The 26,081-nt window shown below is 62.9% G+C and carries 25 protein-coding genes; 10 read left to right on the top strand and 15 right to left on the bottom strand.

Annotated features, from left to right (window positions below):
* Positions 1-177: 177 nt before the first annotated feature.
* From epsC to GVL61_RS19950, 9 genes are all read right to left on the bottom strand, one after another.
* The gene (gene epsC / locus GVL61_RS19990; protein ID WP_159982438.1) at positions 178-1,137 is read right to left on the bottom strand and encodes a serine O-acetyltransferase EpsC; all 960 of its coding nucleotides are present in this window, start codon (positions 1,135-1,137) and stop codon (positions 178-180) included.
* Positions 1,138-1,148: 11 nt separating this feature from the next.
* On the bottom strand, positions 1,149-2,510 hold the full coding sequence (locus tag GVL61_RS19985; RefSeq protein WP_159982420.1) for an NtaA/DmoA family FMN-dependent monooxygenase: 1,362 nt from the start codon (positions 2,508-2,510) through the stop codon (positions 1,149-1,151).
* A gap of 11 nt (positions 2,511-2,521) precedes the next feature.
* Entirely contained in the window at positions 2,522-4,213 is a 1,692-nt protein-coding gene (gene nikE, locus GVL61_RS19980) for an ABC transporter ATP-binding protein (RefSeq protein ID WP_159982419.1), read from the bottom strand.
* Positions 4,210-5,037, bottom strand: coding sequence for an ABC transporter permease (locus GVL61_RS19975; RefSeq protein ID WP_159982418.1), 828 nt, complete (start codon positions 5,035-5,037; stop codon positions 4,210-4,212). The genes nikE and GVL61_RS19975 overlap by 4 nt, the downstream gene beginning before the upstream one ends.
* A gap of 4 nt (positions 5,038-5,041) precedes the next feature.
* A complete protein-coding gene (locus GVL61_RS19970) occupies positions 5,042-6,055 on the bottom strand; it encodes an ABC transporter permease (RefSeq protein WP_159982417.1) in 1,014 nt (337 codons plus the stop codon).
* A complete protein-coding gene (locus tag GVL61_RS19965; RefSeq protein ID WP_159982416.1) occupies positions 6,052-7,578 on the bottom strand; it encodes an ABC transporter substrate-binding protein in 1,527 nt (508 codons plus the stop codon). Before GVL61_RS19965 ends, GVL61_RS19970 begins: the two co-directional genes overlap by 4 nt.
* On the bottom strand, positions 7,575-8,951 hold the full coding sequence (locus tag GVL61_RS19960; protein ID WP_159982415.1) for an LLM class flavin-dependent oxidoreductase: 1,377 nt from the start codon (positions 8,949-8,951) through the stop codon (positions 7,575-7,577). Before GVL61_RS19960 ends, GVL61_RS19965 begins: the two co-directional genes overlap by 4 nt.
* Before the next feature lie 44 nt (positions 8,952-8,995).
* Positions 8,996-11,305: a TonB-dependent receptor gene (locus GVL61_RS19955; RefSeq protein ID WP_235037813.1), complete on the bottom strand. Its 2,310-nt coding sequence runs from the start codon at positions 11,303-11,305 to the stop codon at positions 8,996-8,998.
* Positions 11,306-11,895: 590 nt separating this feature from the next.
* Positions 11,896-12,957 (bottom strand): SDR family oxidoreductase, encoded by a 1,062-nt coding sequence (locus GVL61_RS19950; protein ID WP_159982413.1) that lies wholly within the window; start codon positions 12,955-12,957, stop codon positions 11,896-11,898.
* Between the two features lie 91 nt (positions 12,958-13,048).
* On the opposite strand from GVL61_RS19950, the gene GVL61_RS19945 reads away from it, so the two are divergent.
* The 3 genes from GVL61_RS19945 (at position 13,049) to chrA (ending at position 15,774) form a co-directional block, all read left to right on the top strand.
* Complete coding sequence (locus tag GVL61_RS19945) at positions 13,049-13,429, top strand: helix-turn-helix domain-containing protein (protein WP_159982412.1); 381 nt, start codon at positions 13,049-13,051, stop codon at positions 13,427-13,429.
* A gap of 225 nt (positions 13,430-13,654) precedes the next feature.
* A complete protein-coding gene (locus tag GVL61_RS19940) occupies positions 13,655-14,287 on the top strand; it encodes a tyrosine-type recombinase/integrase (RefSeq protein ID WP_159982411.1) in 633 nt (210 codons plus the stop codon).
* 278 nt (positions 14,288-14,565) lie between these two features.
* Entirely contained in the window at positions 14,566-15,774 is a 1,209-nt protein-coding gene (gene chrA / locus GVL61_RS19935; RefSeq protein WP_159982410.1) for a chromate efflux transporter, read from the top strand.
* 143 nt (positions 15,775-15,917) lie between these two features.
* Here the strand turns inward: chrA and GVL61_RS19930 are convergent, their stop codons facing one another.
* The 4 genes from GVL61_RS19930 to GVL61_RS19915 all read right to left on the bottom strand — a co-directional run bounded on the left by GVL61_RS19930 (position 15,918) and on the right by GVL61_RS19915 (position 19,086).
* Entirely contained in the window at positions 15,918-16,073 is a 156-nt protein-coding gene (locus tag GVL61_RS19930) for a hypothetical protein (RefSeq protein WP_159982409.1), read from the bottom strand.
* 174 nt (positions 16,074-16,247) lie between these two features.
* A complete protein-coding gene (gene ltaE / locus GVL61_RS19925) occupies positions 16,248-17,318 on the bottom strand; it encodes a low-specificity L-threonine aldolase (protein WP_159982408.1) in 1,071 nt (356 codons plus the stop codon).
* Positions 17,315-17,797 (bottom strand): GNAT family N-acetyltransferase, encoded by a 483-nt coding sequence (locus GVL61_RS19920; RefSeq protein ID WP_159982407.1) that lies wholly within the window; start codon positions 17,795-17,797, stop codon positions 17,315-17,317. The genes ltaE and GVL61_RS19920 overlap by 4 nt, the downstream gene beginning before the upstream one ends.
* Before the next feature lie 26 nt (positions 17,798-17,823).
* Entirely contained in the window at positions 17,824-19,086 is a 1,263-nt protein-coding gene (locus GVL61_RS19915; protein WP_159982406.1) for an MFS transporter, read from the bottom strand.
* Positions 19,087-19,166: 80 nt separating this feature from the next.
* Between GVL61_RS19915 and GVL61_RS19910 the strand changes: the two genes are divergently transcribed.
* A complete protein-coding gene (locus GVL61_RS19910) occupies positions 19,167-20,054 on the top strand; it encodes a LysR substrate-binding domain-containing protein (RefSeq protein ID WP_159982405.1) in 888 nt (295 codons plus the stop codon).
* Positions 20,055-20,338: 284 nt separating this feature from the next.
* Here the strand turns inward: GVL61_RS19910 and GVL61_RS19905 are convergent, their stop codons facing one another.
* Positions 20,339-21,241 (bottom strand): LysR family transcriptional regulator, encoded by a 903-nt coding sequence (locus tag GVL61_RS19905; RefSeq protein WP_159982404.1) that lies wholly within the window; start codon positions 21,239-21,241, stop codon positions 20,339-20,341.
* Positions 21,242-21,330: 89 nt separating this feature from the next.
* On the opposite strand from GVL61_RS19905, the gene GVL61_RS19900 reads away from it, so the two are divergent.
* Positions 21,331-22,239, top strand: a complete 909-nt coding sequence (locus GVL61_RS19900; RefSeq protein WP_159982403.1) for an MBL fold metallo-hydrolase — start codon at positions 21,331-21,333, stop codon at positions 22,237-22,239.
* 50 nt (positions 22,240-22,289) lie between these two features.
* Here GVL61_RS19900 and GVL61_RS19895 read toward each other — a convergent pair whose 3' ends face one another.
* Positions 22,290-23,180: a LysR family transcriptional regulator gene (locus tag GVL61_RS19895; protein ID WP_159982402.1), complete on the bottom strand. Its 891-nt coding sequence runs from the start codon at positions 23,178-23,180 to the stop codon at positions 22,290-22,292.
* On the opposite strand from GVL61_RS19895, the gene GVL61_RS19890 reads away from it, so the two are divergent.
* From GVL61_RS19890 to GVL61_RS19875, 5 genes are all read left to right on the top strand, one after another.
* The gene (locus tag GVL61_RS19890; RefSeq protein WP_159982401.1) at positions 23,158-23,697 is read left to right on the top strand and encodes an AraC family ligand binding domain-containing protein; all 540 of its coding nucleotides are present in this window, start codon (positions 23,158-23,160) and stop codon (positions 23,695-23,697) included. The genes GVL61_RS19895 and GVL61_RS19890 overlap by 23 nt on opposite strands.
* Positions 23,694-24,467: a glutathione S-transferase family protein gene (locus GVL61_RS19885; protein WP_159982400.1), complete on the top strand. Its 774-nt coding sequence runs from the start codon at positions 23,694-23,696 to the stop codon at positions 24,465-24,467. The genes GVL61_RS19890 and GVL61_RS19885 overlap by 4 nt, the downstream gene beginning before the upstream one ends.
* 66 nt (positions 24,468-24,533) lie before the next feature.
* Positions 24,534-25,076: an LLM class flavin-dependent oxidoreductase gene (locus GVL61_RS25300; protein ID WP_200844875.1), complete on the top strand. Its 543-nt coding sequence runs from the start codon at positions 24,534-24,536 to the stop codon at positions 25,074-25,076.
* A complete protein-coding gene (locus tag GVL61_RS24825) occupies positions 24,965-25,552 on the top strand; it encodes an LLM class flavin-dependent oxidoreductase (protein WP_200844874.1) in 588 nt (195 codons plus the stop codon). The genes GVL61_RS25300 and GVL61_RS24825 overlap by 112 nt, the downstream gene beginning before the upstream one ends.
* The gene (locus tag GVL61_RS19875; protein WP_159982399.1) at positions 25,549-26,073 is read left to right on the top strand and encodes a hypothetical protein; all 525 of its coding nucleotides are present in this window, start codon (positions 25,549-25,551) and stop codon (positions 26,071-26,073) included. Before GVL61_RS24825 ends, GVL61_RS19875 begins: the two co-directional genes overlap by 4 nt.
* Positions 26,074-26,081 lie beyond the last annotated feature (8 nt).

The raw sequence follows: 26,081 nt of genomic DNA, 5'->3' as shown, positions 1-26,081 counted from the left end.
CGACCGGTGTATATCGGTAACTTGGCCGACGTATGCTGGATTAGCGGAATTACACTTTCAGAATGCTGATTTCTTTTCGGGAACGCCTGGGATCAAAGCGGACTAGATTCGATCGAATCTGAAGACACGCACAGGCTTGAGGAGACAAATCGGGGTAACCGTTCAATTTTGGTCGTTTTACCCCAAGGCATGCTTCGCTTCGCTGTTGTGCCGAATAACGGTTGTTTGTTCGCAAGCCTGAAAAACGCGCCCAAAAGCTGGGATGTCGTGTGTGATCCATACGTTCCCGCCGATTTCTGAGCCACAGCCTATTGTGACTCGACCAAGAATGGTCGCTCCAGCATAGATTACGACATCGTTTTCGATCATCGGGTGCCGCGGAAGCGCCTTTATGAGGGCTCCATTTGGTTCCACAGGGAAGTTCTTGGCACCGAGCGTCACGCCTTGGTAAATTCGCACGTTATCGCCAATGATCGTGGTTTCACCGATCACCACACCGGTTCCGTGATCTATGAAGAAGCCCTGTCCGATTTGGGCGCCGGGATGAATATCGATACCGGTGCTGCTGTGCGATATCTCGGAAATGATCCGTGCGACCAGTGGTGATCCCAAAAGATGCAGGGCATGGGCGAGGCGATGGTGAATGATTGCCAGTAGCCCTGGATAGCATATCAGCACCTCATCGATGCTGCGCGCGGCTGGATCGCCGCGGAAGGCGGCCTCGATATCCAAGTCGAGCAGGCGGCGTAGATCCGGCAACTGGTGCAGGAACGCGATAACGGTCTGGTTCGCACGTTGATCCACTTCCTCCCGGTCCGCGATTTCACTGGCATAGGCCAGTTCAAGTCTCAGTTGAGCATGCAGCCTGGCAAGGGAAATCTGTAGCGATTGAGTTACGAAGTGGTCCTCGTTTGAGCGCCGCACGAAGTCCGGTCCCAATCTTAGCGGGAATAGGGCACCGCAGAGTTCTTCGACGATCTTGGCAAGCCGAATGCGGGATGGGAAACCTTCAACGCCGAATTCGGCATGGCGGGCATTCGTGCTGCGCCAATGGCGACGGATATCAGCAAGTTCTGACACTACGTTGCCGACTTCCCACGAGTCCTCCACATCCAATCGGGTCACGTCGTTATGCATTTGATGCTCGCTCAAGCATCCGCCCGTTCCCTGTCGGTCGCTGCGGCAGCAGCATTGGCGGTTCCGGCATGGCGGTTGGATATATGCGGCAGGCCAAGGTGGCCCCGTAAGGTGGTGGCTTCGTATTCGGCACGGAATAGGCCGCGTTCCACAAGGATCGGAACGACTTCTGCACGGAACCGTTCCCAGTCGGCCGGGTGCTGGACGAACAGGTTGAAGCCGTCGGCGGCGCGGCTTTCATACCAGAGCTGAAGGCGATCGGCGATCGTGCGGGGAGAGCCGGCGAGCCGGAACCAGGACAGCGCTTGTGCTTCCAGCACGTTGCGCAAGGTGGACCCCCTTTGACGGGCCTTTTCGATATCATCGTGAAAGCTGCGAATGCCCGCAGCTTCCGGCAGGGGTACATCAGGGAAGGGCGAGTCAAGGTCGTAGCCGCTGAAATCATGGCCACCGAATTGCCGTGATAGTCCGCCGAGACGGTCGCGAATGTCACCTGCGGTGGTCCTGTCCCGTTCGATCTGTGCTGCGGCTTCGTCGGTGTCGGCTATGGTTACGCCCAGGGCGGGAATGAACAGGAGTTCGTCCGGATCGCGCCCGATCGCTTCTGCGCGCGCGCGGACGTCCCGTGCGAGATCAAGCGATTCCTCGGGCGTGCGGGCGAAGCTGAACACGATATCGGCCGCACGCGCGCTGAGCTCGCGGCCTTGCGGCGATGTTCCAGCCTGCACCAGCGGCGGTTGGCCCTGGGGCGAGCGCTGGACGTTGAGGGGGCCGCCTACCGAGAAGAAATCGCCGCGGTGGTCAAGGCGGTGCTGCTTGGCTGGGTCGAGGAAGCGCGGTGCCGAACGGTCCTGCGAGAAGGCGCCGTCTTCGTAGGAGTGCCAAAGGCCTTGGACCACCTCTACCGATTCCGTGGCGCGCCGGTACCGCGCTTCGTAGTCGCCGTGCCCGGCGCGGCTGAAGTTGCCGGCGGTGCCGGGATCCTGGCTAGTGACTATGTTCCACCCTGCACGGCCATTACTGATGAGATCGAGCGAGGCGAGGCGGCGGGCGATGTCGAACGGTTCGCTGTAGGTGGTGCTGACCGTGGCCACCAGCCCGATCCGGCTGGTGGCGACCGCAACTGCGGAAAGCAGCGTCAGCGGCTCTAGCCGGTTCAGATGATGGTTCGGAAAATCGGGCGTGATGTACTGACTGTCGACGATGAACACGAAGTCGAACTTCGCCTCTTCCGCCTCGCGCGTCTGCCTGACGTACCAGTCGATATTGACGCTGGCATCCAGCGGGACGTCCGGATCGCGCCACAACTGCTTTCCCGATGCGTCTCCAACGCCGATCAGAACGGCGCCCAGCTTCAATCCTTGTCTGGCCATGTGGGCCTCCTTCAATATGCGGTGAACAGGGGGCGCGCGGCAGCAGGCGCCTCGCGGGGGATACGCGGCGCAGCCGCAAGCAGCCTGCGCGTGTAGGGATGGGCCGGGTGCGCCAGCACCATGCGGGCAGGCCCGGTCTCGACGATCTCGCCGTGATGAAGGACGACCACCCGATCAGCGATGCCTGCAACCGAGCCGAGATCGTGTGAGATGAAAATCTGGGCGATACCGCGCTCGTCGGCGAGGCGGCGCAGCAGTTTCAGCACGTGCGACCGGTTTACCGCATCCAGCGCGCTTACCGGCTCGTCGAGCAGCAGCAGCCTGGGATCGAGGGCCAGAGCACGGGCGATCACTGTACGCTGGCGCTGGCCGCCGGAAAGCTGGCCTGGCAACCGGTCGGCCAACTGCGGGTCCAGGCCGACCGAGACGAGGGCAGCAGCCACAGAAGCCTTCATCGCCGACAGACCAAGGCTTGCCTGCAGGCGCAGCCCTTCTGTAATGGACTCGCCGATCGTGAGATCGGGATCGAGGCTACGCAAGGGATCCTGGAAGACGTATTGCAGGGCACCCGAGCGGCGGAAATCGCGCAGGCGCCTATCGCTCAATCCGTCGATCTGTTGACCATCGAGTGTGATCGCGCCGCGCGCTGCCGGAATCAGGCCAAGAATCGTGCGCAGCAGCGTCGTCTTGCCCGATCCCGTCTCACCGATGAGGCCGAGTATCTCGCCCGGTGCCACCTCGATGTCGATGCCCTGCACGACCGTTCGAATGCCATAGCCGGCGGCAAGGCCGCTGACGCTGAGCAGGGGCGGGCTTGCCGGCGCGGCAGCCGGCGGCTGGCGGCCCTCGGTGGTATCTATCGTATGGACCGCGTGATCGTCGATCAGGCTGCGCGTATAGTCGCTTTTCGGGTGGTGTAGAACGCTGTGGGTGGGGCCAGCCTCGACGATCTCGCCCCCGCGCATGACCACGATCCGGTCGCAGACCTGAGAGACGACGGCGAGGTCGTGCGATACCATGATAAGGGTCAGGTCTTCCTCGCGCCGCAAGGTGGCGATCAGGTCCAGCACTTCGGCCTGAATGGTCGCATCGAGGGCGGTGGTTGCCTCGTCGGCAATCAGCAGGCTTGGCCCCGCGCAGATCGCGAGCGCAATCAGGACACGCTGGGCCATGCCGCCCGACAGTTCGTGGGGATATTGCGGGTAGACCGCCTCCGCGTCCCTGAAACCGACCCGGCCGAGCAGTTCCAGCGCGCGGGCGAGGGCTGCTTTACGGCTCAGTTTGAGCACGGCGCGGATCGCTTCGGTCAGCTGCCGGCCTACGGGGATCGACGGGTTGAGGTACGAGGCTGGGTCCTGGAATACGGCAGACAGTTCGATGCCGCGCAGAGCCCGCCATGAACGGGCGTCAAGGCCGGAGAGATCGACATTCCGGTACCGGATCGTTCCCGAAGCAAGGGCCAGGCCCGGCGGGAGCAGGTCGAGGATCGCGCGGCAGGTCAGCGATTTGCCGCTGCCGGATTCGCCGACGATGCCCAGCGTTCCTCCCGCCGGCAGGTCGAGGTCGACATCGCGCACCAGCGTGCGGCCATCCGCCGCGGTGATGCGCAGGCCGCGTACTGAAAGCAGCGGCTCGACAAGAGTGATTTCGGAGCGGCGGCCGTGAGGAACATGGCTGTCGAGGCTGATGACGTTGCCGGTCATGCGGGCTTCTCCTTGTTGTCGGTGCCGGTGTCGCGCATCGCATCGGCCAGGGCGTTGAGCGCCCAGACCGTGGCGACGATAAGCAGGGCGGGAGCGATGGGGCCGAAGGGACGATCATAAAGGTTGGCGAGATCGGTCGCGAGAAGGCCTCCCCACGTCGGGTCGGGCGGGACGACGCCGATGCCGAGGAAGGTCAGTGACGCCACGATGGAAAGGCAGGCACCGGTCATGGAGGCGGCCGAGACCGCGACTGCCGGCACGACCTTGCGCAGCACATGGCGGCGGATGACCGAGGCGGTCGATGCGCCCATGAGGCGCGCCGCCTCGATATATTCGGCGTTCGCGACGGAAAGCGCTGCGGCTCGGCTGACGCGGAAGAAGACGGGAGTGATGAGGATGCCCACCGCGAACATCGCCTGCACCAGCCCGTTGCCCAGCATCGCGGTCATCGCGATGGCGAAGACCAGAAACGGCAGCATCATCAGCGCGTCGATCAGCCGCAGGTTTATCCATTCGAACCGCTTGCCCAGAAACACCGAAAGCAGGCCCGGAACCACACCCAGCAACAACCCGACCGCCACCGAGAGCAGGCTTGCCAGCACCGAGACGGTGGAGCCCGCCAGCAGGCGGCTGAAAACATCGCGGCCCAGCGCATCGGTGCCGAGCCAATGCACCGCGCTCGGTCCTTGAAGCAGCGCGGCGGTATCCTGTGCCAGCGGATCATGCGGGGCGAGGGCGGGGCCGGCGGTGGCAAGGACAGCGACGACGCCAAGGATCAGGCAGGCGGCGCGGGCGCTGGGATAGCGCAGGACATGGCGGATCATGGCGTCAGTTCCTCCGCCGCGAAGCTGGTTGCAGGATGCCGAGCAGGACGTTCACGCACAGGTTGCAGGCCAGGATCAGCAGGATGGATACGACGAGCGTGCCCTGGACCACCGGCACATCGCCGCGCAGGGCCGAATCCGCTGCCAGCTTGCCCATGCCCGGCATGTTGAAGATCGCCTCGGTCACGACGGCGCCGCCGATCAGCATCGGCACCTTGAGCGCCAGCACCGTCAGCGCCGGTCCGGCCGCATTGCGCAGGACATGCACGAACAGGATACGCCGGCGCGAAAGGCCGCGCACCACGGCGCCAGTCACGTAGTTTTCGGATAGTTCCCCAACCAGCCCGGTGCGCAACTGGCGGGCGATGTCGGCAACGACGTCGACGCTGAGCGCGACCGCCGGAATGCTGATCGCGGCTAGCCAGCCCGCCGGGTCTTCGGAAAACGGAACGTAGCCCGAGGAGGGTAGCCAGCCGAGCCACAGGCTGAAGATCAGGATCAGTAAGAAGGCGACGACGAACGGCGGCAGCGATGACACCACGGCGGCGAACAGCGTAGTCGCCCGGTCCAGCCGGCTCCCCTGCCGCACGCCGGCGACCAGACCCAGCGCAGTTCCGCCCACAATTCCTGCGAGGAGCGCCATGCCAGCGATCGAGAGGCTGATCGGCAGGCGCTGGAAAATCAGTTCGGATGCGGGAACGCCGTTGAACCACGAAGTGCCAAGATCGCCGCGCAGCACCTCGCCCATCCAGTGCAGGTATTGAAGCGGCATCGGCAGATCGAGGCCAAGGTCTGCGCGGATACGAGCGATGGTTTTGGGAGAGGCAGCATCGCCGGCGATCGCCGCCGCCGGGTCCAGCCCCGATACCACGCCCAGCAGGAACGTGATCAGCGTGGCGACGAAGAACACCGGCACCGCAATGCCAAGCGTCGATCCCACCTGCCGCAGAAGGGCCTTGGCATGGCCGAGGCGCAGGTCCGGCACACTTGCGCGCGAAGAATCGATGGCGGCTGTCATTCTACCGTCACCCCTTCCCAGCGGATCTGCGAAGGCACGATGTTGAGGTGCTTCACGCGCGGCCGCGTGGCGACGATGAAGGGCGTGCTGAACAGCCAGACGCTGGTTGACTGCGTGGCCCCCAGACGGGTCGCGCGTTGCAGGCGTTCGCGATATTCCGGCGCGTCGATGGGGGTGGCGCGGACCTTGTCTACCGCCTCCAGGAATGCCTTGGGCGAGTAAGGCCCGCTGAGGTTCATGATTCCTTGCGGGCCATAGACAGCGAGGAGGTTCTGCACCGGGGATTCGCGGCCCACCGTGCCGTCTACTGCGGCGGCCGGACGCTTTGCGATGTAGACCTCGCTTTGCCAGCTGGACGAGCCGGGCGGTACGATGCGCAGGTGCGACTTGATCCCGACTTTCGCCAGCTGGGCTTGCAGAAGCTCGGGCAGGCCTTCGTTGATGAGCGGGTTGATGACGATTTCGACATTTACCGAACCTGGCGCATGTCCCGGCTGCGCGAGCAGCGCCTTCGCCTTCGCCGGATCGTAGAGCCACTGGTCCTTCGTCTGTGGATCGAAAGCGAAGTAATGCGGGGGAAAGGGCTGGTTCGTCGGCGTGCCAAGGCCTACCGTCAGCGTCCTGACCAGTTCCTTGCGGTCTATCGCATAACGCACCGCTTCGGCTACGAGCGGATCGTTGAACGGCGCCTTGTTGCGGTTGATCATCAAGTCATTGGCATTGAGCGAGGGCGCGGTGGTGACGGTCAGGTTGCGGGCGCGCGCCTCAGCTACGCGCTGCGGTCCGATCGAGGCGACATCGATCGCGCCGGAGACGAGCGAGGCGATCGTCGTGGTCGGTTCGGACAGCGTGGTCAGTTCGAGACGATCGATATGGATGTTCGCCGCGTCCCAGTAATCCGGGTTCTTCACGAAGTATGCGTGCGATTCCGGTACGAATTCCACTATCTTGAATGGGCCTGCACCGACGGGCCATAGCGCCAGCTTCGCCTTGTCCTTCGCGGCGGCTGAGGGGCTGGCGATGGCGCCCACGCGCCCTGCCATGACGTAGGGTAGCTGGTAGTCCGGGCGGGACAGGTGGAACACCACGCGCAAGGGGCCGTCGGTTCCGAAGGTGGCGATGCTTTCGATCTCGGGGCGCAGGAAGGAATCCTTCTGCGTCTTGCCGCGTTCGAAGAAGGCCTTCACCGCGCCGGCATCCAGCGCGGTTCCGTCGGTGAAGGTCAGCTTGTCGCGCAGTTCGAAGGTCAGCGTCCGGCCGTCCGGCGAATAGCGCCAGCTTTTCGCAAGCGCCGGCTGCACATTGCCGTCCTTGTCGAGCCGGGTAAGCGAGGCATAGGCGATGCTGACCGTGTTGATGTCGGCGCCGGTCCGGCTCGTTACCGGGTCCCACGATGTGGGCAGCATGAAGGCCCAGCGCAGGCGCGCTTTGCCCTCGCTTTCGCCCTTGGCGCCGCCACACCCGGCCACCGCGAGCGCGGTGGCCAAGGCAAGCGGCCAGCGTTTGCCGGAAGGACGGATCATGAGCTGACCAGCGTCCGCTCGGCTGGTTCGGCCGGGCCTGTGGCACTGGTTCCGGTACGGATGTTGCTGGGTTTGGGCAGGCCCAGGTTGCCGCGCAGCGTGGCATCCTCATATTCGTTGCGATAGACGCCACGCGCCTGGAGGATCGGCACGACTTCGTTCAGGAAGCGGTCGAACTGTTCGGGATGGCCGAGCATGACGTTCAACCCGTCGAGCGCGCCGCCTTCGAACCAGCGGATGATCTCGTCCGCAACGGTCTGCGCGCTGCCAACGAAGGGGCTGCGGCGGGACGCGCTGATCGCCTCTACGGTCTGCCGCAGGGTCAGGCTGCCCTGCTGCGCGAACTCGACGATCCTGCTGGCCTGCGTGAAGAAGCTGCGCCGCGCGTGTTCCAGTGCCTCGACTGGGAACGGCGCGTCGAGATCGTACTGGCGGAAGTCGTGCCACCCGAACGAGCGGCCGAACTCGGCCAGGGCATGTTCGAAGCTGTTGTCGGCGCGGCGGTAGTCCTCTTCGATGCGGCGTGCATCGTCGTCGCTGTCCCCGACGTAGATGCTCACGCCCGGTAGGATCAGCACTGCATCGCGGTCACGCCCGGCGGCGACTGCGCGGGCAGAGATGTCCTCCTTGAACTTGCGGCCTTCTTCGATCGAAGCGGAATGAGTGAAGATCGCGTCAGCGGTGAGGGAGCCCAGATTGCGGCCATGGTCGGAATCGCCGGCCTGGAAGATCACCGGCTGGCCCTGCGGCGAACGCTGCAGGTTGAGCGGCCCGGTGACCGAGAAATACTCGCCCTTATGATCCAGCGAATGCAGTTTCGAAGCATCGAGGAAGACGCCGCTCTCACGGTCACGCACGAAGGCGCCGTCTTCGTAGGAGCGCCATAGGCCTTGGACCACGTCGATATATTCGAAGGCGCGGCCATAGCGTGTCTCGTAGTCGTAATGTTCGTCGAGGCCGAAGTTGCCTGCCGCGCCGGCATCGCCGCTGGTGACGACGTTCCATCCCGCTCGACCGCCACTGATGAGATCAAGCGAGGCGAGGCGGCGCGCCAGATTGAAGGGCGAGTTGAACGAGGTGGTAAGCGTGCCGACCAGTCCGATGTGGCTGGTTGCGACCGCAAGTGCCGAAAGCAGCGTCAGCGGCTCAAGCCGGTTCAGGTAGTGCGGCGGGGAATCCTTGGTGATGTACTGGCTGTCGACGATGAATACGAAATCGAACTTCGCGGCTTCCGCCTTGCGGACCTGTTCGACGTACCACTGGATATTGACGCTGGCGTCGGCCGGAATGTTCGGGTCCAGCCAGCGGTTGTGCTGGCCGGGGCCGCCGGCGCCCATGGTGACGAGGCCGAGCTTGAGGGTTCGCTTGCTCATTGTCGTAACTCCCTTGCGAGATTGGTTGCTGATGTCAGAGAAGGTCACAGGCGCCCTTTGATGGTCAGGCCGTACATGCGCGGTTCGCCCAGAGCGCCCTGGACGATGCCGTTGGAGGCGCTGACGGACAGCGTGTTGAAGTAGTTCTTGTTGAACAGGTTGCGCACCCAGAGGGAGGCTTCCCAGCGGTCGTCAAGATCGCGCACGCCGCCGTGCAGGCCGACCAGCGTGTAGCTGTCCACCCAGCTGAACGGGTCTAGGTTCACCGCTGCGTAGAAGCCGGAGCGATAGCTGACATCGCCTCCCGCAAAGGCGTCGACGGTGCCTACCGGACGGACGTATTCGGCATTGCCGGTCAAAGATAGCCTTGGCGCTCCCGATGCCCGGCGGCCCGATAGGTCCATCGACGAGAGGTAGGAATAGAGGAACTGGGACGGCGCATTGCGGTACGAAAGATATTCCGCGTCGTTGTAGGTGCCCGCAATCCCGAGACTCAGCCCTTCGACCGGCTGCGCGCGGGCGTCCACCTCGACGCCGCGTGACCGCAGCTTGCCGACGTTGCTGATATAGCCGACCACCGGCGTAACCGCGTAGTTGACGAAATTCGCCTGGTAATTGCTGACGTCGGCCCAGAACAGCGCGAGGTTCAGTTCGGTCTTGCCGCCCAGCAGACGGGTCTTGATCCCCAGTTCATAGTTGTCGACCTTCTCCGGCTTGACGAAGATGTCCACGCCCAGCGACTGGCGCACGAGGTTGATGCCCGGGGACTTGTACCCGCGCGAGTATGATGCGTAGGTGTGCACGTCGGGGGAGAGGTCGTAGGCCGCAATTGCCGTACCCGATATGTTGTTGGTGTTGTCCGATGCGGTGTACGATCCGCTGGGCGCATAGGCAGCGCGCAGGGCCGCTACGGTCGACTGGATCGACGGCGCGAAACTGGACAGCGGCGCATAGTCGCCGGTGGCATAGGCGTCGTAGATGCCGGTCTTGTGTTCGTAAGTATAGCGCAGCCCGCCGGTTAGCCGCAGTGATGGCGAGATATTCCAGGTCGCCTGTCCATAGGCCGCATAGCTGTAGGTCGCGGGCAGGACGTGGCTATAGGCGACCAGCCCGTCGAAGACCGAGGAAGGTAGCGTCGAGGTGGCGGCGATGGGATTGTTCGGCGTGGTCAGCCAAGCGGCGGCATCGCGGCCATAAAGGTTGACGACATCGTCGTCCGCCTCCTGCCAGAAGAAGTACAGCCCGGCGGTGTAGTCGATGGTTTGCCCGCCCTTTGAGGTTGCGCGCAGTTCCTGGCTGAACTGCTGCTGTTTGGTCGCGACGACGCTGTTGGTGATGATGTTGGCCCCGAACTGGTCGCCGTCGTAGTTGGGCACCCATTTCCAGTTGCGATAGGCCGTGATGGATGTCAGCGTCAGCGGGCCGACGTCCCAGTCCGCACGGGCCTGGAGCCCCCAACTGGGCATCTCGTCGTACTGGGAGGAATCGATGTCGGTCTTGCGGTCGAATGCATTGACGGTGCCGGGGACATACCCCACGTCGGCGGCGCGGCGGTAGAAGCCGCGCACTTGCGTGCCGTTCGCCAGCGTGGTCGGCAATACGCCCGCGACGCTGGTAAAGCCGACATCGCCGCGCTGGATGCTGTAGTCGGCGATCAGGCGCAGCTTGGAGTCTTCGCTCGGTTTGTAGAGCAGGTCGAAGCGCGCGGCATGGTTGTCCAGGTTGTCCCAGTGCTGGCGCTGCGTGGTGTTGTAGATCAGCCCGTCGCGCCGGCTGCGCAGGTAGGACACGCGAAACGCTAAGGCATCGCTCACTACGCCGTTGTACGAGAAATACCCGCGTACCTGATTGTAGTTGCCATAGCCCAGTTCGGCGCGCGCTTCCTGTTCGAACTGCGGCTCGCGGGTGGTGATGTCGATCGCGCCGCCTACCGTGTTCTTCCCGAATAGGGTGCCCTGCGGCCCGCGCAGGACCTGGATGTTCTCGATGTCGATCAGGTCGGTGATGACCGATCCGGTGCGCGGGCGGTAGACGCCGTCAACGTAAAGCCCGACGCCCTGTTCCAGTCCATCGTTGGTGCCGCCGGCATTTGTGCCGATGCCGCGGATCGTGATCGTCTGGTTGCGGCCACTGAAGCCCTGAATATTCAGGCTGGGGATCTGCTGCACCACCTGCTTGAGCGACGACGCGCCCTGCGCATCGAGCTGCCGGCTCGATATGCTGGAAATGGCGATTGGGACTTCCTGCGCGCTTTCGGTGCGATAGCGCGCGGTCACCGTGATCTCGCTGATCTCTCCGGCTGCATCGGTAGCAGATACGTCAGACGTACCTTCTGCAGCTATTGCCGGCGTCATTGCCACCATCGCCAGTACGGAAGCGGCGCCCGAAAGAAGCTTCAGCCGCGTCTCACTTGGAATGGTATTATGCACTCGCTTCAAAAAAACCCCCTGACGGCCGTGATCGTGCCGTCAGATAAGCGGGTTATTGTCTACTAAAACAATAGAGTTATAGGCTCTGATCTATGAGATCGGCTGATAAATCGGAATTCCAAAACCAATGCGCGCGCCGAACGCGGCATGGACACCGGACGCTAAGGTGCAACCGTCATTGGCTTTCTGGGGTCAGATGCGCTTCGATGATCTGCAATGTAAAATGACATCGAGCCTCACCTCACCGAGGCCGTTTACAGCGATTTCAACTTATCTGACGCCGTTGGGCCGACGCTGTGCAGTTTCGCCATTCGGCCACCTCGGGAGCCCAGGAAGGATAAACGGATGGTCCGCATCCGGAAAGCTATAATCAACCCGTGAATGGCGACAAAGGGTCGAGTTTAACTACAAGCGAACGCCGGAACGTGCCTCAAGCGACCCGCAACACCGAGAACGGCCGCCCTGACCACAGATGTTCCGGACGCTGGACCGCTTCGCCGCGATTTCTTCTTCGGTTACGGGATGAGGCGATCGGCGCGCAGTCGCTCGAAAAGGGCAAAAAACGCATCGTCGGTAGGCTGGTATCCGGTGAAGCCCAGGCGCCGGCTCTTGGACATATCGGTCACAACCTCGATGGGCCGGCCCAGATCGGCGTCTGTATGCCATGGTGAGGCGAGGCGGGCCAGATCGGGTTCCGCCAACCCAGCGCGGATCGCAATCTCACGCCACGGCCCGGCGTCAGCCGCCATCTGCCGCTCGAGCGGTCGCACTATGCCATCAAACGGAGCAGCCTCGATGCCGAACCAGTCGGCAATGCGGCCCCACATCCATTTCCAGCGGAAGACGTCGCCGTTGACGACGTTGAACGCTTCGTCATGCGCAGCCTCGGTCTGTGTCGCCCACAGCAGGTGATGCGCGAGTTGGCCGGCGTCAGTCATGTCGGTAAGCCCAGACCATTGCGCGGCGGACCCCGGGAAGGTGAAGGGACGTCCCGTCTTGCGGCACAGCGTCGCATAGACGGCCAGCGTCGTACCCATGTTCATCGCGTTGCCAACCGCTAAGCCGATCACGGTGTGTGGGCGATGGACGCTCCAGGTGAAGTCGTCGCGCGCGGCTGCGGCGAAGACCTCGTCTTCCTGCGCATAGTAGAAATTCTCGACGTCGAGACGGCCCTGCTCCTCGCGGAAAGGGGTTTGCGGCAGCGAGCCCTTTCCATAGGCCTCGAAAGGCCCGAGATAGTGTTTCAGGCCAGTGACCAGCGCAACATGGCGTGGGCGCGTAGGCTTGGGCAGGCCATCCAGCAGGTTGCGAACCATCGCCGAATTGACGCGAATATTTTCCGCTTCACTATCCTGCCGCAGCCAGGTCGTGATGAATACCGCGTCTGGATTGATGTCGCGCAACGCTTCAGCGGTCGCGGCTACATCCTGCAGATCCGCACCGACAGGCTGAACGCCCGCACGTTCGACCGGCCGCCGGGCCAGACCGTGCACCGTCCAACCTTGCTCGGCCAGAAGGTTCGCCGTCGCGCTGCCGATGATGCCGCTCGCGCCTACCACCAATGCCGTTTTCGTCATGATTGTCTCCTTGGTGCATCCGAACTAGGCATTGTCGCCCAGCGCGACTAGACGGCACCATTCATGACCCCAGGCACCAGAAGGTAACCACGTGCAATCCGGAACACCTGACGAGGAATGGCGGGAAGATTGCGCACCCCGCCGGGTATTGGAGCTATTTGCGACCAAATGGACCAGCATGGTCCTGCATGTCCTCTACGTCCGTCATGGTGGATCCGCGCGCACCGGCGTGCTTCTGCGCAGTCTGCCGGGCATCTCCAAGAAAATGCTGACGCAGACCGTGCGCGACATGGAGGCCAGCGGGCTGCTGACGCGCCACGTCCAGAGCACAATTCCGCCAATGGTGGAGTATCACCTGACCGATCTGGGCCGACGTTTCGTAGAACCCGTCGAACTGCTCTACGGTTGGGGTCGCGAGAACGCCGATGCACTGGACCAGCTCCTTCCTCGACTAAGTTCAAGGCGCTCGTAGCTGACCAACCGTCCTTAAAGCCCATCAACTTCGAAGCTCGAGCGGCCGTTCCTGTCAGATAAGGAGGCTCGCGCTGGCTCGGGCAAACGGCTTAGATGGTCGACACCTGCCGAAAAAGCAGACCGTCGGCACCTGGGACTGAAAATTGACGGCTAAGCGGCCGATAAGGGTCGGCTTCCTCTGAAGCGTTCTACCTATGGCCGTTAGGGCCACAGGAGATGTGTCATGGGATTATCAGAGTTTGATCCCGCCGCTCGCGAGCGGATATCGTGGAACGCCGGGCGCAAAGTTGGTGTGAAGCGAGCGCTCAAACCCCGTCAGATATGGGCAATCCGTTTCTTTCTCGACCAGCATGGGCGAATCTGGGACCGCGCCCTCTTTGACCTCGCCATCGATAGCAAACTTCGCGGATGCGAGCTGGTGAAGATCAGGATCAGCGATGTCGTTTGTGATCGGAAAATTCGAACACGGGCCACGGTGGTACAGCAAAAGACTGGTCGACCGGTTCAGTTTGAACTGACGACCGATGCTCGCGCCAGCCTACTCAAATGGCTGGAACTGCGCGGTGGATCCTTGGAGGACTTTGCATTTCCTAGCCGCACTGATCACGCATCCCATATAAGCACCAGGCAATATGCTCGCCTTGTCGATGAATGGGTCACCGGGATCGGCTTGCCCAGCGAAGATTATGGGACTCACTTTCTGCGCCGAACCAAGGCATCGATCATCTACAAGGCGACTGGAAATCTCCGTGCAGTCCAAATTTTGCTTGGGCACACGAAGATCGAAAGCACGGTTAGATACCTTGGGGTGGACGTGGAGGACGCCTTGACGTTGGCGGAGGGTACCGAGATCTGACATTGCCTGGCTCTTTGCATATGCGAGGAGCCAGGACCGCACCGTGGCGGCTACGCGCCCATTGTCGCCGTTCGCCCGGGAAATCAGCCTTCATGAGAGCAGACCGACTACTTTGCCGGATGGGCCGAGTCAGCTTATGCTTAGAATGGCCAGCGGACGTTGACTCTAGCGGGCGTCAAAGCGATACGCCGAGTGACGGGCATACGCGGACGCCCGTTCAGACGGTTTCGTCCAAGTCCGCTCCATCCGCCGCGCCTGCGGCGAGGGGAGCGTTTTGAATGACGATTGATTCTGCCGCAACATCGCCGGTCGAGACCGGGCCGCCACCGATAACGTTGATGGAACTGTTCCTGAAGTTTCTCCGCTTCGGCGCGCTCGCGTTCGGCGGCCCGGTAGCCCAGATTGCGATGCTCCGTCAGGCGCTGGTCGAGGAGCAACGTTGGATAGACAAAGCACGGTTCAACCGCCTGCTCGCGGTCTTGCAGGTATTGCCGGGGCCGGAAGCGCATGAATTGTGCGTCCATATGGGGATGATCGCGCGTGGGCGCATCGGCGGACTGCTTGCCGGGCTCGGTTTCATGCTGCCGGGCCTCTTGCTCATGCTGATCGCAGGCTGGGCGTATGTCACGTGGGTGGCTGGCGATGCCGGAATGTCGGGCGTATTTCTGGGCGTCCAGATCGTCGTTCTCGCCATAATCTTGCGCGCGGTGGTGCGGATCGGGGAGCACATCGTCGAAAACTGGCGGCTCGCCATAATCGCGACAGTGAGCCTCGTCGTAACTCTGATAGGCGTGCCGTTTTGGATTCCTCTTATCACCGGAGGGTTTGCCTATGCCCTGTCGCATCGGCCGGTAGCGATGACGTTGATCGTAGCCGGGGCCATAGTGCTGGCGATGACGCTTCATGTGGATGGACCTCCATCAGCATTGGTGAAGGCCACAGGGCATGTCCCCGTAACAGTCTTCGCATTGTTCCTTGCGGGGCTAAAAGGCGGGCTGTTGACGTTTGGCGGGGCCTATACCGCCATTCCCTACGTAAGAGCAGATACAGTTAATCGTGGGTGGATAGGCGACGCCACGTTCCTCGACGGCATTGCGCTGGCCGGGGTATTGCCCGCACCACTGGTCATTTTTGCTACTTTCGTGGGGTACGTTGCGAGCGGCACGGCCGGAGCGTTAGCCATCACGGCAGGTATGTTCCTGCCAGCCTTCGCCTTCTCTCTTATCCTGTTCGAGAAGCTCGAAGCACTCGTCGAAAACCCCGCGTTCCATCGGGTTCTGGAGGGCATAGCAGCGACGGTCGTGGGGATTATCGCAGCAACGTTCCTACAACTGGGTCATGCTGCTGCTGGCCGCATTCCGGGGCACGTCATCCCGATTTTCCTGTTCGGGGCTGCTGTGTTGGTCGCATGGCGCATAAAAGGGGCATGGGCGACACCGGCAATAATTGCAGGAGGTGCGATCGTGGGGTGGGGAGTGTTCTCGTAAGTTAAGATCTGTTGTGCGGCGTTTGCCGCCATCTAACAAAATTTCGGGCCGCGGCAGCGGGTCCCTGCCCATGGATCCAAACCAGCCATTCGCCTATTGACCAGTTTGCACCCGAAGAGCTGCCCGACCGGCCTGCGCCCTTTTCAGCCGCTCAACTGCTTGATCGCCGCTCCCAGAAGCGGACAATCGCTGTAGCCTTCATCGACCGATACGAGAAAGGGTAAGGCTTGGGACTTGGGCGAGCCCGCTCCGGGGGAGTGATGCTTGGGTAAAAAAGCCTGCATGGTGATCGTGGTCACAAGATTGTTATTCCCACCTGACGCGTCGCTATCGGCAGAGTTCTGACGCCGCATGCGGCTTCCAGGGCGCTGCATAGTGGTGACGTACCGCCGCTTCGGAAGTCTCGCGAAGCAGCATGAGCAGCCGACGCAGCGAATTGTCCTTGCGAGCGACCTGCGCTGTTATCAACGGATTCATGTATCTTCTCCTTCAATAGCCCGGCGGATCGCGGCGACGGCGGTGTCGATCGAGTCGCGGTCGATCTGCCAGTGGGTCATAAGCCGCAGCTGCCCGCCATACGGGCCGCTCGCCTTGATTCCGACCGCCGCCAGTGCATCGGTGATCGTGGCGGGCGCTACGCCCTCCGGCAGGCCGTACCAGACCATGTTGATATGAACGCTCTCGCGGTCGACCCTCACGCCGGGAATGTCCATCAGCCGTTCCGCCAGGTAGCGGGCATTGGCGTGATCCTCGCCGAGGCGCTTCGTCATCTCGGTAAGCGCGATGATGCCGGGCGCGGCCAGCACGCCGGCCTGGCGCCATCCACCGCCGAGCAGCTTCCGGTTGTAGCGGGCGCGAGCGATGAACGCGGCGGGGCCGGCGACGATTGAACCGATCGGCGCGGCCAATCCCTTCGACAGGCAGCACATCACCGTGTCGGCGTACTGCGTGATCTCGCGCGCTGCGCAGCCGAGATAGGCCGCCGCGTTGAACACGCGCGCGCCGTCCAAATGGATGGGGATGCCGTGGTCGCGCGCCAACTCCGCTGTCGCCGCCATCGCGTCGAGCGGAACTACGCGGCCGTTGCTGTGCGCATTTTCCAGGCAGATCAGACCAGTGCGCGGGATGTGAATGTCCTCGCCCACCCGTATGCGTGCCGCGATCTCGGCCGGCGCGATGGTGCCACGGTCGCTGGCGATGGTGCGAAGCTGGACGCCAGCGATCACGGCCGCAGCGCCGTTTTCATGCCAGACGATGTGAGAATCATCGCCGACGATCACTTCATCGCCGCGCCGGCAATGCGTGAAGATGGCGAGCTGATTGCCGAAATTGCCGGTGGGCACGAACAGCGCCGCCTCCTTGCCGAGCATATCAGCGGCCAGGCTCTCCAGCTCGATGACGGTCGGGTCGTCGCCGTACACGTCGTCGCCGACGATCGCCGTCGCCATTGCCTCGCGCATCGCAGCCGTCGGCTGCGTCACCGTGTCGCTGCGCATATCGATCGCGGGCGTCCCGGAGGATGGATAGATTGCCGGTTGGCTCATGGAACGGTGTTCGCTTCCCTGGACATGATGACTTCGGTGCGGCTCAGGATTGTCATCCCGGGGGGCGGGGCCGCATCGCGGAACCCCATGCGGCGATAGAGGTCGAGCGCCACGTCGAGCGCCTTGAAGGACTGGAGGTAGAGCGCCGGACCGCCACGTTCGGCCGCGAACCTCAGGCATGTCTCAACCAGCGCACGCCCCGCGCCGTGTCCGCGCGCGGCCTCGCCGACGACCAGCTTGCAGAACTCGAAGCCCGAGACGCCCAGCCCCTTGACCGCGACCACACCGACGACTTCGCCGTCGATCGATGCGAGGAACGCCTCTCCGCCGGTCGCGCGGTAGTAGGCGCCGGGATCGGCCATAACCTCCAAGTCCTCCGGCTCCGGCGTGCGCCCCATCGTGTCCCGCAGCCAGGGTATCCATACTGCGCCGAAGGCGTCGGTGCGGGCGGCGTCGATGGGGGTGATTTCAAGTGACATGCGAGCCTTCCTGTTTTCCGCGTTTGTCATGCCGTCCTCGCCACCAGAGGACGCCTGCGACGGCCCAGGCCGCCGACGAACACCAGCGAGGCGAGGACCGCGAAGATGCCCGCCAGCACGAATGCCGGCGTGTAGGTGCCGACCACCTCGCGGATCACTCCGGCGCCGAATGCCGCGACCGCAGCGCCCATCTGGTGCGCCACCAGCACCCAACCGAACACGATCGGCCCGTCGCGCTCGCCAAAGGCATTGTTGGCGAGCTTCACCGTGGGCGGTACGGTCGCGATCCAGTCGAGGCCGTAGAACACGGCGAAGACGGTCAGGCTGACCATGCCGAAGTCGATGAACGGCAGGGCGATCAGCGACAGCCCGCGCATGCCGTAATAGACTGCCAGGAGCTTCTTCGGGTCGTAACGATCGGTCAGCCAGCCAGACGCGGTCGTGCCGATCAGGTCGAAGAAACCCATCAACGACAGCAGCCCCGCCGCGGCGACGGGCGCGATGCCGTGATCGCCGCAGAATGCGATCATGTGCGTGCCCACGAGGCCGTTTGTGGTCAGGCCGCAAACAAAGAAGGTGCCCGCCAGCAACCAGAAAATCGGCTGCCTTCCATCGCGCATCAGCGCCTCGATCGCCAGCCATGGAGTCGCCGCCTGTTTCATCGCAGGCGCAGCCGGTGTGTCCGCCGCTTCACCGAACCGGCGAGCGCCCCGTTGTTCGGGGCGTTCGGGCATGAAGAAGGCGACCAGCGGGATCAGCGCGGCGCAGCCGAGGCTCACAGCCAGCGCGACCGGCTTCCACGCGCCGCCTTGCGACAGCCAGGCCAGCAGGGGCAGGAATACCAGCGATCCCGTGGCCGTGCTGGCGCTCAGCAGCCCCATGACGAGCCCCTGCCGCGTCGCGAACCAGCGATTGACCACCGCCGCGCCCAGAACGGATGCTACCGCGCCAGAGCCGATCCCGGACATCACGCCCCAAGTCAGCACGTATTCCCACGGCAGCGTCATCCATTGGCTCGCGAAAGTCGATACCGCCATCAGCGCGAGGCCGGCGAGCATCGTCCGCTTGATCCCGACGCTGAGCATGAGCGCTGCGGCGAACGGACCGACCAGACCGTAGAGCAGGATGCCGAGTGCCGCTCCGAACGAGATCGTCGCGCGGTCCCAGCCAAAATGCAGCTCCAGCGGCAGCATCATCACACCTGGCGCAGAACGCAGCCCGGCGGAGAACAGCAGCGCGAAGAAGGTGACAGCGACGACCAGCATCGCCGGATGATAACGGCGTGTCATTCTGACCAGATAAACCGTCACGCGCTGGAAACCGAACCAATAAAGTTGGCGAAGGATGTCAATTTCGCTAACATCCAATGATGTACCGACCGCCCTCGATCCAAACTCTTCGTGCGTTTGAGGCCGCAGCGCGCCACCGCAGCTTTTCGCGCGCGGCGGAGGAGCTGGGGCTCACGCATGGGGCAATCAGCCATCATGCTCGTGAGATCGAGGAACGGGTTGGCGAAACGATGTTCGACCGGCGCGGTAACAGCATGGAACCGACTGCCGCAGCCCGCAAATTGCTTCCCGTTATCCGCCAGTCGCTCGACTTGATCGCCAGCGTTTTTCCGCCGCCAGGCGCGTCAGACCAGCAGGTGCTGCGGATCGGCGTGCTGCCTTCCTTTGCCGCGAACTGGCTAGTGGCCCGGCTAGAGGCTTTCCATCTCGCAAATCCAAAAATCTCGATTGCGCTCGATGCCCGCTTGGAGGTGAGCAAGATCGGGCCGCGCGGGGTCGACGCGGCGATCCGCTACGGCACCGGTCGTTGGCAGGGCGTGACTGCGGAACGCCTGATCGGGGACACGCTCTTCCCCGCTTGTTCACCCAACTACAAGGCGAGAATGGGGATCAAGGGGCCAGAGGATTTTGGTCGATGCCATCTCCTGCGAAATAGCTGGCATCCTTGGATGCCGTGGTTCCAGCGTGCAGGTCTCACGATCGCAGAGCCGATCGATTCCCTCGCTTACGACGATGCCGGCCTCATGCTGGACGCCGCTATCGCCGGGCACGGCGTCGGGCTGGTGCGCCAGGTGATAGCGCATGACGCGCTCGCAAAGGGTCAGTTGGTCCGGCTGTCGCCGACGGAGGTCCCGTTCGAGGGGGCCTATCATTTCGTCACCGCACCGGCCCCGGCCGGCCGGGCCAACGCTATAGTTGCTTTTGGCCAATGGCTGAGAGCACGGTTGCACGAGGACTTCGCGGCTTAGCTAAGTTTCATGAGCCAGCATAACAACGTCCGCTGACAGCAACGGCCGGGCTTCAAATACGACCATTGGTCGCACTGCTGACGGCCGCTCGCCCCACACAAATGACTGGCTGTTAGCGATAGACGTCCGACGGTCGTGGCACAAATAGCTTGAATTGGTCCGCAGCCGACACCCCGTAGATGTCAGCTATCCGCGCGATCTGGCTCCGGACCGGAAATTCGCCTATGGCCAGTCGAACCGGGGAACCGCCCGGCCGTCTCGCGCCCTACTGCGGGATGGCGGGATCAAGGAGGGGAAGGCGCTGAAGCCTGCATTCGCCTTATCAAATCCTCCAACGGCGGCGCCAGATGTCCACGATGCGCATACATCATGTAAAAGCCCGCAAGCGGCGCGCTCCATTCGGGCAGAATCCATTGCAACTGGCCATTGTCCAAAAACCCGGAAACAAAATTATGCGCCAATAAGGCTACGCCGAGACCGTTCAGCGCATATTGCCGAGCTGCTGTAGCTTGCTCGACGATCAGGCCGGAGGAGCCTCGCAAGGTGATGGCTTCATCTGCGCGTGCGATCGACCAGGGCAAGATCGCTCCCGAACGCGGCCGACGGATCACGATCCGGTCCGGCGCAAGATCGCGAGGGTGTACTGGCGGCGGGCGACCGGCTGCCCAAGCATCGGATGCGACCAGGATCAGGCGATCATCGCCGCTGAGGCGCCGGCCGATCATATCCTGTTCAAGCAGGTCGCCGCGCCGGATGACCGCATCATAGTGCTGGGCGATCTGATCGGTCAGCCTGTCCTCCACTACAATGTCGAGATGAAACCCGGAATACGCCTGTCGAAAATCGGCGACGACAGGGGCCAGCAGCAATTCCATCGCGACCGTGGATACGCTCAGCCGCGCCTTGCCGACGGATTGTCGCTGACCTGCTATCAAGGTTCGCTCCGCCAGCGACAAAGCGTCAAGAGCAGGGCCAACCTCGGCCAGCAGGGTCTGGCCCGCTTCGGTAAGGGAAACGCTGCGCGTGGTACGGGAGAAAAGGCGCGTGCCGAGCCTGGCTTCGTGACGGCGGATTGACTGGCTCACCGCCGATGGCGTCACGCTCAATTGAACCGCCGCCGCCGCGAACCGACCGGTTCGCCCCACGGCGACAAACATGTTCAGTTCAAGGATTTCACCTGCCTTCATTCACAACTCATGGTCATCAATATGTGAAATCCTACGATATTCTAAATTATCAATCGGAGCGACATATTCCTGTTCGAAAGGAACCATGAATGTCGCCCACCCCCGTTTACACCGTTGGCAATGCGAAGGTGGCTCGCGTAACCGATTGCGAGATCGACGCCTTCACGCTCTCCGATCTCCTCCCAGATTGGGGGGATGCGCATGTGCCGTTGCTTGACCGGCTGCCCATGACAGTGTCGGCTGACTGCCAACGCATCGTTCTCAGCATTCATAGCTGCGTCGTATGGCTGGGCTGCGTCGTATGGCTGGGCGGCAAGATCATCCTGATCGACACAGGCGCGGGCAATGGCAAGTCGCGTCCGTTTGCGCCCTATTTCGATCAGCTCTCCACTCCTTACCTGGCGCGTCTGAAAGCACTGGGCGTCACTCCGGAGGCGGTCGACTATGTGCTGCACACCCATCTGCATGTCGATCATGTGGGCTGGAACACCCGCCTTATCGATAGGCGATGGGCACCGACATTTCCCAATGCGCGCTATTTGTTCTCCGCAAAGGAATATGCCTTTTTCCGTGACCCGGCCAACTCGGACAATCGGCATCGCACCAGTTTCCAGACCCAGCAGGACAGCGTGACCCCCATCGTCGAGGCAGGGCTTGCCGACATGATCATAGTCGATGGTCAGGAATGGATTCCGGGCTTCTCGTTCCATTCGACGCCCGGTCATTCAGCGGATCACGCATCGATTGTTCTGGAGAGTGCGGGGGCGAAAGCGCTTTTCTCGGGCGACGTGTTTCACCATCCCGTTCAGGTGATGGCCCCGCATCTGCTGTCTATATTCGACCCGGAAAGAGAGACGACCCTGACATCCCGGATTTGGGCTCTGGATTTTGCGGTCGATGAAGGCGCCATGCTGTTCAGTGCCCATTTCGCCGCTTCGTCGGCAGGAATGGTCAGCAAACGGGACGGCGAATATTCATGGACCTTCGCGTTGCAGTGATGCGAGATAGTGCTCCTCGAATAAGCCCCGCTTTCGGGACAACCCAGCGCTTACGGATTAAGCGGCAGGTGCGCCGTCAGGAAGTCGACGAAGGCGCGCAGCTTGGGCGGCATGTGGCGGCCCGCTGCCCATAACAGCCTGACGCTGTTGCTGTAGGTCGTGTGCGTATCCAGCACCGGCACCAGCGTGCCCGCGGCGAGATCATCGCGCACGGTGAAATCGGGCAGATAGGCGATGCCAGCGCCGGCGCGGGCCAGGCCCAGCCGGCCCTCCAAGCTGCTGCACAAGATCGCCGGTTTGGGCTCGATCGCCACAAGGCCTTCGTCGGCCGCCAGCAGCCAGGGCTGGAAGCGACCGGTTTCGGAAAAGCGGAAGACGATGCAACGTTGCGCTGCCAGGTCGGTGGTATGGCGCGGGGCCGGCACATCCGCAAGATATGCGGGCGACGCCACCAGCATCATCCGGAAGCTGCCCAGCCGCCGCGCGGTAAGCCCGCTATCGGCAATCTCTCCGGTGCGCAGAACTGCGTCAAAGCCTTCTTCGACGACATCGACCATCCGATCAGTAAACACCGCGTCCAGTAGGATCTCGGGATAGGCCTTGGCAAAGGCGGCGAAAGTCGTGCTGAATGGCTCGCCCAGCATCGGCAGGCTGATCCGCAACCGCCCGCCGGGCCGTGCCGCGGCTTCGCCAAGTTCCTGCTCGGCGGCTTCGATTTCGGCCAGAATGCGCCGCGCGCGTTCGAGGAAACGGCTGCCCTCCGAGGTAAGCGCGATGCTCCGCGTACTGCGGTGAAACAGCCGCACCGCCACCCGCTCCTCCAGTCGCGCGATGCTCTTGCCGATCGCCGAGGCCGAAACGCCGAGGTGACGGCCTGCGCTCGCGAAACTGCCAGCCTCGGCGACGGCTACGAACACCGTGAGACTTCCGATTTTATCCATCGCCATACACCTGATTGCGGACACTATCATCCGTAAAGAGCGGACAACGTGCCGGCTTATTCCGCAACGCGCAACCGCCTACCTAGGCTCCATCATCAAGGAGGCCGCGATGCGCTATCATTATCAGCCCGATCCGAACAAAACCGTCGGCCGACCCAGCGTCCAGGGACGACCGATCGTCTCGGCGAACGACTTCGACCGGCTCGGTTGCGGCGTGTTCCGCACCCAAAGCCGTCACGGCAAGATTAAGAACATCGCCTCGGATCGCGTCTACCTGGTGCTCGAAGGCGCAGGGCGATTTACCGTAGCGGACGAAGGCTTTGAAGTCGTCACCGGCGATGTCGTGCTCGTGCCCCGCAACACGCCGTACGATTATGAGGGCGATCTCAAGCTGTTCCTCGTTCACTCGCCGGCGAACCTCGACGAGGCGGACATCAGCCTGGAAACGCCGCCCGTGCCGGACCAGTCGCCCACCGCCCCGGATTTCATTCTTCGCCAGCAGGAGCCGATCGCATGAGCGTGACCCTATATTCGTGGCAGTTCTGCCCCTTCGCGCAGCGCACCCGCATCGCGCTGGCCGTCAAGCAGGTGCCGCACGATCTGCACGAGATGGATATCACCAAGAAGCCGTATCCCGCCTGGTTCATGGCGCTATCGCCCAACGGCAAAGTGCCCGCGCTGGTCCATGATGGCCGCCCGCTCTACGAAAGCGAAGTCATCGCAGAATATGTCGACGAGGTTTTCCCAGGCGAGAAATTGCTGCCGGAAGACGCCTATCAGCGCGCCGTTTCGCGGCTTATCATCGCCTATGGCACTGAGAATTTCGTGCCGCGGCTCTATAAGCTGCTGCGCAACCAGGACCCGAAGCGCGATGCCGAATTGCGCGATCATGCGCTCGATGCCTGGCGCTGGGTCGATGCCCGGCTGCGCGAATTCAGCACCGGGTACGGGCTACTGTTCGATCGCCCGACGCTGGCCGATTACAGCTTCGGCCCGTTCTTCCAGCGGTGGCGCATCGTCGAGCATTATCGCTTCTTCGAAGTGCCTGACACCGAGGAGTTCGCTCGTGTTCGAGCGTGGCGCGATGCGGCCGAGGCGCTTGACGTGGTGCGCGATACCGCGCCGCCGCTCGAGGACTTGATCAAGGTCTATGCCGATTACGCGCGCGACGCGGACAATGCCAAGCTGCCCCCGGGGCAGAAGTTCAGCGCGTTCGATATCGCAGCATGGCCGCTCGACCAGCGTCCGATCCCGCCGCGCGGTCTGCGCCTCGACAGCGTCGCCTAGGCGCTACGCCTTTCCCCATTTGAGAACGGGCCGCTGCTATGCGCGACGGCCCGGATGGAGATTTCTATGCTCACCGCCACCACCGCTACCACTCCCGACGTACCGGCTCCCCATGATTTCGGGCGTATGCCGGCCGATCTCGCCGCTCATCCCGGCTATTCGCGCGTGTTCCGCCCCGGTCACCTGACCTTCGGCTTCATCATGCCGATGGAAGGCTATCCCGACAGCCCGTTCCCCACGATGCGCGATCACGCAGCGATGGCGCGCCGTGCCGACGAAGCCGGCTTCGCCGCGCTGTGGATGCACGACGTGCCCTTCTACGACCCGTCGTTCGGCGATACGGGCCAGGTGTTCGATCCATTCGTCTATCTTGGCTTCCTCGCCGCGCACACGCAGCGCATCACACTGGGCACGGCCGGTATAGTTCTGCCCCTGCGCGATCCGCTGATCGTCGCCAAACAGGCTGCTTCGGTCGATGTGCTGCCGGTGGAAGGCTGGTGCTGGGGTTGTCGAGCGGCGACCGCGCCACGGAATATCCTGCCTTTGGCGCAGACTATGACAATCGCGACGCGCGCTACCGCGAGGCACAGGCGATCATCCGCACTGTGACGGAGAATGACTTCCCGGTCGCGACAAGCGACCACTACGGTTCACTGTCAGGCAACATCGATCTGATTCCCAAACCGGCAGCGGGTCGTATCCCGACGATCGTGGTTGGCCGCGCGCGTCAGGACCTGAGCTGGATCGCGGGCAATACAGATGGTTGGATCTGGCACCTCAGCAACTTCAACCGGCTGCCACAATTGCTCGAAGAGTGGCGCGCGAACTGGCCCGACGACGTTTTTCGCCCCTATGGCTACGGCTCGTTCTTCGATCTTGCCGAGAATGCGGAACAGCCGCTCCGCTATGTCGGCAACAGCTTCTCGATCGGCCGCAAGGCGCTGCTTGAGCTTTGGAAGACCCAGGAAGCCCAGGGCGTCAGCCATGTGGCGCTTAATCTTAAGCCGCTGCGCCGCCCGGCGACCGACGCTATGCAGGAACTGGCCGAATATATACTGCCGCATTTTCCGGCGCACGGCGAATGACCGGCCCGACGCGTAGCGCATTGCTCGACCGGCTGGAGGCATTGCGCCTCTTATGGTCGGGCGGGGCGGGTTCGGACGACCTGTTCAGCGACGCCGTCCAGCTCGACACCAGCCATCGCGGCGCCGAGCAGGGTGTTGCGGCGGCGGTTGGCGCGTTTGCTCCTTTCGAAGTACCGCGCATCCGCATGTCCAATCACGTGGTGCGGGCCGTCGAGGGCCAGGCCGCTGCATCCGCCTATGTTTGTGTCGAGGATCATGCGACGCGGATCACCGGCCTGATCGTCGCGCAACTCAGTGCCGCGATGCGGATCGAGACGATCGGTTTCCAGTTGGCCGGTGTGGAGGGTGATGCCGCGCGGCTTGGCTGGAACCTGCCGGTGACCAACCGCCAGTGGCGACCGGGCGACCGGCCTGCCGCTGTCCTCAGCGAACTGGACGCACCGTGGCGGCGCATCCCGGTCTCAACCCTGCCGCTGACCGACGAAGAGGCAATCGCGGAGGCCTGGTATCGCTATGCCTAGGCGCTCGA

This window comes from Novosphingobium sp. 18050 (genome assembly GCF_902706195.1).
In the GTDB taxonomy this organism is placed as follows: Bacteria; Pseudomonadota; Alphaproteobacteria; order Sphingomonadales; family Sphingomonadaceae; genus Novosphingobium.
This window is presented reverse-complemented; position numbering and strand designations above follow the sequence as displayed.